Source organism: Streptomyces beijiangensis (genome assembly GCF_017315755.1).
GTDB classification, from domain to species: Bacteria; Actinomycetota; Actinomycetes; order Streptomycetales; family Streptomycetaceae; genus Streptomyces; species Streptomyces beijiangensis.
In genome coordinates this window covers 22,095-31,047 of the sequence record NZ_JAFLRJ010000145.1, presented here as the reverse complement: position 1 = coordinate 31,047, position 8,953 = coordinate 22,095, and the positions used below count along the sequence as shown (strand labels likewise).

The window sequence follows — 8,953 nt, the reverse complement described above, 5'->3', positions numbered from 1 at the left end:
CCGTGGCGGAAAGCGTTCGGTGCTCGCGGCCGTCGTCGTCTTCGTCATGGCCATGGGCGGGATCACCGGATTCGAGCTGCTCTCCGGGCAGGACCTCAGCGGCGGCAAGGGCAGGACGATGGGTGGCGCGGTGACGGGCGACAGCGGGAAGAAGTCCACACCGTCCTCGCTCACCCCCGCGGACACCACGATCCCGTCCCCGGCGCATAGCGGTTCGGGCGAAGGCCAGTCGCCGAGCCCCGACCCGGCGAAGAGCGGCGACTCCACGCCGGACCCCTCGCCGAGCCCCTCCGCCTCCGACGGCAGCTCGCCGACGCCCACGCCGACGCCGACTCCCTCGGACAGTTCCGGCACGGGGACCGGCGACGGCAGCTCGCAGCAGGAGAACGGCCAGTCGGGCACGGGTTCCACGTCCGAGGGCTCGGCGGGCCAGTAGGAGCGGTCAGTCGCCCAGGACCCGGCGCAGGTAGTCGTTGGCGAACACCCGCTCCGGGTCCAGCCGGTCGCGCACGGCCGTGAACTCGCCGAACCGCGGGTACACCCCGGCCAGGTACGCGGCGTCACGGGTGTGCACCTTGCCCCAGTGCGGGCGGCCGCCGTGCGCGGTCATGATCCGCTCGACCGCGGTGAAGTACGACTGGTACGGCGTGCCCTTGTAGAGATGGACGGCTATGTACGCGCTCTCCCGGCCCGACGCCGTGGAGAGCGCGATGTCGTCCGCGGGCGCGGTCCGCACTTCCACGGGGAAGCTGACCCGCAGCGGCGAGCGCTCCACCATCGCCTTCACCTCGCGCAGCGCCCCCATCGCGGCCTCGCGCTCCAGGGCGTACTCCATCTCCACGAAACGCACCCGGCGCGGGCTGGTGAAGACTTTGTAGGGGATGTCCGTGTACGTACGGGCCGAGAGCGCCCGGCTGGAGACCTTCGCGATCGACGGGATCGTCCGGGGCACCGCCCGGCCCAGCGAACAGGCCAGCTGGAAGACGCCGTTGGAGAGGAGCTCGTCCTCGACCCAGGCGCCGACCTTTCCGGGCGGGGCGGCCGGGCCGGCGCTGCGGTTGTTGCGCTTGGTGTTGCAGTTGCCGGTGTGCGGGAACCAGTAGAACTCGAAGTGCTCGTTCTCCGTGAAGAGTTCGTCGAACTCGGCCGTCACCCGGTCGAAGGTCATCGGCTCCTCGCGGGCCGTCAGCAGGAAGACCGGCTCCACGGCGAAGGTGATCGCGGTGATGACGCCGAGTGCGCCGAGACCGATCCTGGCGGCCGCGAAGACCTCGGGATTCTCCTTCTCGGAGCACTTCAGGACCGAGCCGTCAGCGGTGACCAGCTCCAGGGCGCGGATCTGCGCGGCGATCGAGGCCGAGTCGCGTCCGGTGCCGTGGGTGCCGGTGGAGGTGGCCCCGGCGACCGTCTGCTCCATGATGTCGCCCATGTTCGTGAGCGAGAGCCCCTCGCGGGCCAGGGCCAGGTTCAGCCGCTTCAGCGGGGTGCCGGCCTCGACGGTCACGGTCCCGGCTCCACGGTCCATCTCCCGTATGCCGGTGAGCAGATCAGGGCGTACGAGCAGACCGTCGGTGGCCGCCGTCGCGGTGAAGGAGTGCCCGGTGCCGACCGGCTTCACCTTCAGACCGTCCTCCGCGGCCCGCCTGACGGCCTCGGTGAGCTCCTCCACCGAGGCGGGGGAGACCTCCCGCGCCGGACGGGCCGTGACATTCCCCGCCCAGTTACGCCACGTGCTGCTGCTCGCTCCGGTCATCTGTTTCGCGCCCCTCCCGATGCGGCACCGGCCCATTCAGCCGGCGGTACCCCAGGAACGCCACCGCGGCCGCGAGCGTTCCTGCCCCGGCGGACACCAGATACCCCGACTGCGCCCCGTGGGCGTCGACCACCCAGCCGGCGGCCGAAGACCCGAGCGCCACACCGACGGCGAGCCCGGTACTGATCCAGGTCATGCCCTCGGTCAACTGAGTGCGCGGTACGTGCTGTTCGACGAGGGCCATGGTCGTGATCATCGTCGGTGCGATGAACAGGCCCGCGGCAAAGAGTGCCACGGCCAGCAACGGAAGGTTCCCGGCCAGTTGGAGGGGGATCATACTCACGGCCATCGCACACACGCCCACCAGCCACCTCTTCGATGCCGAGCCCTTGAGGCGAAGCAGCCCGAAGACCGCGCCGGAGAGGCAGGAACCGAGTGCGTACACCGCGAGGACGATGCTCGCCGCGCCCTGGTGGCCCCGTTCGCCCGCGAAGGCCACGGTCACCACGTCGATCACCCCGAAGATCGCGCCGACCATGACGAAGGTGGCGACCAGGACCTGAAGTCCCCTGGAGCGCAGGGCGGTTCCGCCCGAGCCGTGGCCCCGCGGATGCGCCGCGGGTTCGGTGGCGCGCTGCGAGGTGAGCCAGAAGACGCCGGCGACGAGGAAGACGGCCGCGAAGAGCGGGCCGGCCTCGGGGAACCAGACCGTACAGAGCCCGATGGAGAGGATCGGGCCGAAGATGAAGCAGAGTTCGTCGACGATCGACTCCCAGGCGTACGCCGTGTGGAGATCGCGGGGCGACGAGCGGTGGATCTCCGCCCAGCGGGCCCTGACCATCGAGCCGACGCTGGGTACGCAGCCGGTGCCCGCGGCGAAGACGAAGAGCGTCCAGTCCGGGAACCCCTGCTGGGCGCAGAACAGCAGCCCCAGTACGGCGACCACCGTGACGAGGGTCGCCGGGCGCAGGACGCGGCTCTGTCCGTGCCGGTCGACGAGACGGGATATCTGCGGTCCGATCGCCGCGGCCGACAGGGCGCAGGTGGCGGAGAGCGCGCCCGCGAGCCCGTACCGGCCGGTGATCAGCGACATCATCGTCACGATGCCGATGCCCATCATCGACAGCGGCATCCGGCCGAGGAGGCCGGCCGCGGAGAACTGCTTGGCGCCGGGTGCCGCGAAGATCGCGCGGTAGGGACTGGGCAAGAGATCTCCGGTAAGGGCTGTGGGCGGAAGTCACAGCTTACGGCCGTGGCGTGGCTACCGACCGGTCGGATACGGATGGCAGGATCGGACCCATGTCCGATCAGCGTGATCCAGATCCGTACGATGCTCTGCTGCTGCTCTCCTTCGGTGGGCCAGAGGGCCCGGAGGACGTGGTTCCGTTCTTGCAGAACGTGACCCGTGGCCGGGGTATCCCCGACGAGCGGCTCAGGGAGGTGGGGCAGCACTACTTCCGCTTCGACGGCATCAGTCCGATCAACGGCCAGAACCGCGCCCTGCTCGACGCCCTGCGCAAGGACTTCGCCGACCACGGTCTCGATCTGCCGGTGTACTGGGGCAACCGGAACTGGGCGCCGTATCTGACCGACACCCTGCGTGCGATGGTCGCCGATGGGCACAAGCGCATCGCGGTCCTCGCCACCAGCGCGTACGCCTCGTACTCCGGCTGCCGCCAGTACCGGGAAAACCTGGCCGACTCGCTCGCCGCGCTGGAAGCGGAAGGCCTGGACCTGCCGCGCGTCGACAAGCTGCGGCACTACTTCAACCACCCCGGTTTCGTCCGGCCCATGATCGACGGCGTCCTCGCCTCGCTCGCCTCCCTCCCCGAGGACGTACGGACCGGGGCGCACCTCGCCTTCACCACGCACTCCATCCCGACCGCGGCCGCGGACTCGGCGGGACCCGGGGGCGGTGCGTACGTCGCCCAGCACCTGGACGTCGCGCAGGTGATCGTGGACGCGATCCGCGAGCAGACCGGTGTCGAACACCCGTGGCAGCTCGTCTACCAGTCGCGCAGCGGCTCCCCGCAGACCCCGTGGCTGGAGCCCGACATCTGCGACCACCTGGAGACCCTCCACGGCGAGGGCGCCCCCGCCGTCGTCATGGCACCCATCGGCTTCGTCTCGGACCACATGGAAGTCCTGTACGACCTGGACACCGAGGCCGCCGACAAAGCCGCCGAGCTGAACCTCCCCGTCGCCCGCTCCGCGACGGTCGGCGCCGACCCGCGGTTCGCGGCCGCGGTGCGCGACCTCCTCCTGGAGCGCGCCGCGAGCGAGCGGGGCCGCACGGCCGAGCGCTGCGCGCTGGGGGCGCTCGGCCCCTCGCACGACCTCTGCCCGGCCGGCTGCTGCCCGTCCCGCGCCGCCAGGCCCGCGGCCGCAGGCGCCGACAGCCCGTACGCATGAAGGAGCCCCTCGTGAGCGACCCCCTGATCACCGAACTCCTCGCCCTGGCACAAGAGGCGGCCCGCCGGGCGGGCGCGCTCCTGCGCGACGGACGCCCCGCCGACCTCGGCGTGGCCGCGACCAAGTCCAGCCCCATCGACGTCGTCACCGAGATGGACATCGCCGCCGAGAAGCTGATCACCGACTTCCTCGCCGAACACAGGCCCGACGACGGCTTCCTGGGCGAGGAGGGAGCCAGCGTCGAGGGAAACAGCGGAGTCCGCTGGGTCGTCGACCCGCTCGACGGAACGGTCAACTACCTTTACGGGCTGCCCACCTGGTCGGTCTCGATCGCCGCCGAACTCGACGGCGAGACGGTGGCGGGCGTGGTGGCGGCCCCGATGCGCGGCGAGACCTTCCATGCGGTGCGCGGCGGCGGTGCGTACTTGGGCGACCGCTCCCTGCGCTGCCGGCCCGCACCCCCGCTCGACCAGGCGCTGGTCTCGACCGGCTTCAACTACGTCACCACGGTCCGTGCCCACCAGGCGGAGGTCGCCCACCGGCTGATCCCGCAGCTCCGCGACATCCGGCGCGGCGGCTCGGCCGCGGTCGACCTCTGCGACGTCGCGGCCGGCCGCCTCGACGGCTACTACGAGCGGGGGCTGCACCCCTGGGACCTCGCGGCGGGCGACCTGATCGCCAGGGAGGCGGGCGCGCTGACCGGCGGCCGCCCGGGGGACCGCCCCTCCAACGACCTCGCGGTGGCCGCGTCGCCCGGCGTGTTCGAGCCCCTGCAGACGCTCCTGGAGGAGTACGGCGCCTGGCACGACTGAGCCGGGGCCACCCGACCCGGCCGGGCACGTGAGTGGGCCCCGGCACCGTCCCGCGGTGCCGGGGCCCACTCGTGCCCTGCTTCTGGATCGCGCGTCAGACGCCCGCGGTGGTGACCTCGACGCCGTGTTCGGCCGCGAGACGGCGCAGGTCCTCCAGCTCGCCCTGCTCCACCTCCGCCAGGAACTCGTCGCCTGTCTCACGGGCCCGGGTGAGATCGGTCTCCGTGGCCTCTATGCGCTGCAGCAGTCCTGCGGTGAATGCGTCCATGGTGCGCCCCCTCGTCATGGGTCGGTGGCACGGGGGTGTGCCGAGGGTTGCCTGCGATCGCGCACCCTCTGGGGGACAGAGCGGGCTGTGGTACGCCACAAAACAGGGCGTGATCGCGAGGTGTGCAATCGTCCTCCCCCCGCCGTCTCGTCAAGAAACCTCAACAAGCCCATGAATCATGGAATTCCCGACCGCGCGATGGTGGCCGGCCAGTTGGAAGGGGTGCCGCAGCTCGCATGTGCCGTAGCTCCGCAGAGACTGGGACGAGTGAGTCTGCTCGTCCGTCCGGGGCTCTCTCGGACCGCTGGCGGGGCCAGGAGGGGCGGAGGTTGGATGCTTGCCATGCCCAGCGCTCACGCGGCGATGACGAGCGGGCGTCGGTGGCAACTGCCCGTCACTGGCCGACTCAAGCGTGCCCTCATGGCAACGGGCACCCTCGCGCTCTTTCACTCGATATCTCGAAGCGTGAGGGTGCCCGGTTCTACTGTCCCGGAATCGCCGTGTTCAATAGGGTCAAGGATTCACCGAGGTTGAGCATCAAGGCAAAGTCCGCCGGCTGAGTTATGGGCCGGCGCCCTCCGTCATAAGGGAAACTCTTAGACGGTGTAAGGATTTAGCCGAGAACGGCAAGGAGATCCCACAGGCCGCCTGCTTGCGTGCCTCGGGTCCACTGCTGCGCTCGGGCTCCGTTGCTGTGTGAAGAGTTCTCGATCTCGAGACCCTTGCCGCTGTGGTTGATTATCTCCCGGGCGTCGTACAGGCTCAGATAAGGACCGATCTTCCACTTGGCACCGGCCTGCCCTTTACAGTCCCACTGCTGGGCGCGGGCACCATTGCTACCCGAGGAGTTTTCGATCTCCAGGCATTTGCCGGTGCCCCTGTTGACGATGTAGACATAGCCGCCACCAGCGTCTCTGGTGTACCAGTTCGCTCCGGCTTGCTCGTTGCAGCTCCACTGTTGCACTCGGGCACCGTTACTCTGCGAAGAGTTCTCAACCTCTAGGCACTTGCCGCTGCCACTGTTGGCGAACTGGCTCCAGCTGTCAGCGGCTGCCGGGGAGGCCCCGACCGTGACAGTCGCCGCCGAAGCCACGAGGGCCAGGCCGGTAATGAATGACGCTCGCTTGATATTCAAGGAAACTCCTCGTGAGAACCGTGCGGGAGGGGCTTATATGGCTGACCTCCTACTGCGCGGCGCTCAGTCGGACGCCCCCCCCTGGGTCCGACTTGCGATTGCCGTTGACTAAGATGCACCAGGAGTGCGTCTGAGATCAAGTGGAAATTTCGCTGAATCCCGCTGACGCAGGCCCCGTTGCTTTCACCGGGGCGCGCTCGTCCTGGTGCACCCGCAGCCCTCAAGCGTCTTGGCTTCAGCTTGCAGGCCGAACCCCTCACTTACGCAGCCGGTCTCCGGCTGTGTCCGCGCGCGGCCGTCCCCACAGCCAGATCAACTCGCTCGCGTCGCGCCTGTATTCGTTCGCGTACCGCTTTGTGCCCCTGCTCTCCACGCGCCCACGATCGCGGAGGGGTTCCGCCGCACGATGAACGTGTCCGTTTGGCGCTACGCGCGTTTTGGCCTTGGGCTTACAGCCGGTTTACGTGCGTAAGGGGCAGGATGGATGCACACAGTCAGTGCCATGGACCTGCCCGTATGTACGGGCACAAGGGAAGGACAGCGCCGTGCGCGTACTCGTCGTCGAGGACGAGCAGCTGCTCGCCGATGCGGTGGCCACCGGACTCCGCCGGGAGGCCATGGCCGTCGACGTCGTGTACGACGGTGCCGCGGCCCTGGAGCGGATCGGGGTGAACGACTACGACGTGGTCGTACTGGACCGCGACCTGCCCCTGGTCCACGGCGACGACGTCTGCCGCAGGATCGTCGAGCTCGGGATGCCCACCAGGGTCCTGATGCTGACCGCCTCCGGCGATGTCAGCGACCGTGTCGAAGGCCTGGAGATCGGCGCCGACGACTACCTCCCCAAGCCCTTCGCCTTCAGCGAGCTCACCGCGCGGGTGCGGGCCCTCGGGCGCCGTACGACCGTGCCGCTGCCGCCCATCCTGGAGCGGGCCGGCATCAAGCTCGACCCCAACCGCCGCGAGGTCTTCCGGGACGGCAACGAGGTCCAGCTCGCGCCCAAGGAGTTCGCGGTGCTCGAGGTCCTGATGCGCAGCGAGGGCGCGGTCGTCTCGGCCGAGCAGCTCCTGGAGAAGGCCTGGGACGAGAACACCGACCCGTTCACCAACGTCGTGCGCGTGACGGTCATGACCCTCCGCCGCAAGCTCGGCGAACCCCCCGTCATCGTCACCGTGCCCGGCTCCGGCTACCGGATCTGACCCCCGGTGGCAACAACGCCGGCGCCACCCACGGCGCCACCGAAGCCGACCTGGGACCCGAAGTCGGCGGAGATGCCCTTCCCCTGGCTGCGCCCCACGATCCGGATACGTCTGACGCTGCTGTACGGCGGGATGTTCCTGATCGCGGGCATCGTGCTGCTCACGATCATCTACATGCTGGCCGCGCAGGCGCTGCATGACGGGACCAGTCCCGGTTTTCAGGTGTCGGGCACGAACGTTCAGATCTCGAGCAGCGTTTGTCCGGGCCTCGGCCAGGCGCAGAACAATGATCAGCTCAATGCGGCACTCAAGGCCTGCACATCCGTTGAACGACAGCATGCGCTCGATGATCTCCTCACCCGCTCGCTGTACGCCCTCGTCGGCCTCAGTATCATCGCCTTCGGGGTCGGATACGGCATGGCGGGCCGTGTCCTCTCGCCGCTGGGCCGGATGACCCGTACCGCCCGCCGCGTGGCAGGCACCGACCTGACCCGGCGCATCGAGCTCGACGGGCCCGACGACGAGCTCAAGGAGCTCGCCGACACCTTCGACGAGATGCTCGACCGCCTGGAGCGGGCCTTCACCGCCCAGCAGCGCTTCGTCGCCAACGCCTCGCACGAGCTCCGTACGCCGCTGGCCATCAACCGGACCCTCCTGGAGGTCCATCTCTCGGACCCGGGGGCGCCCGTCGAGCTCCAGCAGCTCGGCAGGACCCTCCTGGCCACCAACGAGCGCAGCGAGCAGCTGGTGGAGGGCCTCCTGCTGCTGGCCCGCAGCGACAACCAGATCGTCGAGCGCAAGCCGGTCGACCTCGCGGAGGTCGCTTCCCGGGCCCTGGACCAGGCACACGCCGAGGCGGAGGCCAAGGGTGTGGAGATCCGGGGTGTGCAGGCTCCGGCCGTCGTACAGGGCAATGGGGTGCTCCTGGAGAGGATCGCCCTGAACCTCGTACAGAACGCGGTGCGCTACAACGTTCCCGAGAGCGGGTGGGTGGAGGTCACCACCGAACTGCAGCAGGGACAGGCCGTATTGACGGTGTCGAACACAGGTCCAGTGGTTCCCGCTTACGAGATCGACAACCTCTTCGAGCCGTTCAGGCGCCTGCGCACCGAGCGGACCGGCAGTGACAAGGGCGTGGGGCTCGGCCTGTCCATCGCGCGCTCCGTCGCCCGCGCCCATGGAGGCCGTATCATCGCGGAGCCCCGCGACGGCGGCGGTCTCGTGATGCGCGTCACCCTGCCTGTCTGAGATGCTGCTCGATGCCGGTCCGGACGTTCGCTTTACGCGGAATTTTCGGGACCCGTTCCCGGAAAGATCGTGTGCGATCGATCACAGGGGCGATTTTCCGGCCATCTACTCTCCGTGATCGCAAAA

8 protein-coding genes and 1 pseudogene are annotated in these 8,953 nt (G+C 69.2%); 5 read left to right on the top strand and 4 right to left on the bottom strand.

From position 1 onward, the window contains the following. Nucleotides 1–436: pseudogene (locus J0695_RS15925) on the top strand (hypothetical protein); the annotation flags it as partial. 6 nt (nt 437–442) lie between these two features. Here J0695_RS15925 and J0695_RS15920 read toward each other — a convergent pair. Both J0695_RS15920 and J0695_RS15915 read right to left on the bottom strand, forming a co-directional pair. Then, complete coding sequence (locus J0695_RS15920) at nt 443–1,753, bottom strand: D-arabinono-1,4-lactone oxidase (RefSeq protein WP_206962705.1); 1,311 nt, start codon at nt 1,751–1,753, stop codon at nt 443–445. Beyond that, nucleotides 1,722–2,960: an MFS transporter gene (locus J0695_RS15915; protein WP_206962704.1), complete on the bottom strand. Its 1,239-nt coding sequence runs from the start codon at nt 2,958–2,960 to the stop codon at nt 1,722–1,724. The genes J0695_RS15920 and J0695_RS15915 overlap by 32 nt, the downstream gene beginning before the upstream one ends. 92 nt (nt 2,961–3,052) lie before the next feature. Here J0695_RS15915 and J0695_RS15910 point away from each other — a divergent pair, with 92 nt between their 5' ends. After that, entirely contained in the window at nt 3,053–4,165 is a 1,113-nt protein-coding gene (locus J0695_RS15910) for a ferrochelatase (protein WP_206962703.1), read from the top strand. Between the two features lie 11 nt (nt 4,166–4,176). Next, on the top strand, nt 4,177–4,977 hold the full coding sequence (locus J0695_RS15905) for an inositol monophosphatase family protein (RefSeq protein WP_206962702.1): 801 nt from the start codon (nt 4,177–4,179) through the stop codon (nt 4,975–4,977). Nucleotides 4,978–5,071: 94 nt separating this feature from the next. Here J0695_RS15905 and J0695_RS15900 read toward each other — a convergent pair whose 3' ends face one another. Both J0695_RS15900 and J0695_RS15895 read right to left on the bottom strand, forming a co-directional pair. After that, nucleotides 5,072–5,245 carry a hypothetical protein gene (locus J0695_RS15900; RefSeq protein ID WP_206962701.1) on the bottom strand — a complete coding sequence of 58 codons (174 nt, stop codon included), beginning with the start codon at nt 5,243–5,245 and terminating at the stop codon, nt 5,072–5,074. 613 nt (nt 5,246–5,858) lie between these two features. Further along, nucleotides 5,859–6,380: an RICIN domain-containing protein gene (locus J0695_RS15895; protein WP_206962700.1), complete on the bottom strand. Its 522-nt coding sequence runs from the start codon at nt 6,378–6,380 to the stop codon at nt 5,859–5,861. Between the two features lie 545 nt (nt 6,381–6,925). Between J0695_RS15895 and J0695_RS15890 the strand changes: the two genes are divergently transcribed. Both J0695_RS15890 and J0695_RS15885 read left to right on the top strand, forming a co-directional pair. Then, nucleotides 6,926–7,579: a response regulator transcription factor gene (locus J0695_RS15890; protein WP_206962699.1), complete on the top strand. Its 654-nt coding sequence runs from the start codon at nt 6,926–6,928 to the stop codon at nt 7,577–7,579. 6 nt (nt 7,580–7,585) lie between these two features. Continuing rightward, nucleotides 7,586–8,827 (top strand): sensor histidine kinase, encoded by a 1,242-nt coding sequence (locus J0695_RS15885; RefSeq protein ID WP_206962698.1) that lies wholly within the window; start codon nt 7,586–7,588, stop codon nt 8,825–8,827. Nucleotides 8,828–8,953 lie beyond the last annotated feature (126 nt).

Coding starts and splice junctions, on each gene's coding strand:
- J0695_RS15920 (WP_206962705.1), bottom strand. CDS start 1,753: ATGACCGGAGCGAGCAGCAGCACGTGGCGTAACTGGGCGGGGAATGTC.
- J0695_RS15910 (WP_206962703.1), top strand. CDS start 3,053: ATGTCCGATCAGCGTGATCCAGATCCGTACGATGCTCTGCTGCTGCTC.
- J0695_RS15900 (WP_206962701.1), bottom strand. CDS start 5,245: ATGGACGCATTCACCGCAGGACTGCTGCAGCGCATAGAGGCCACGGAG.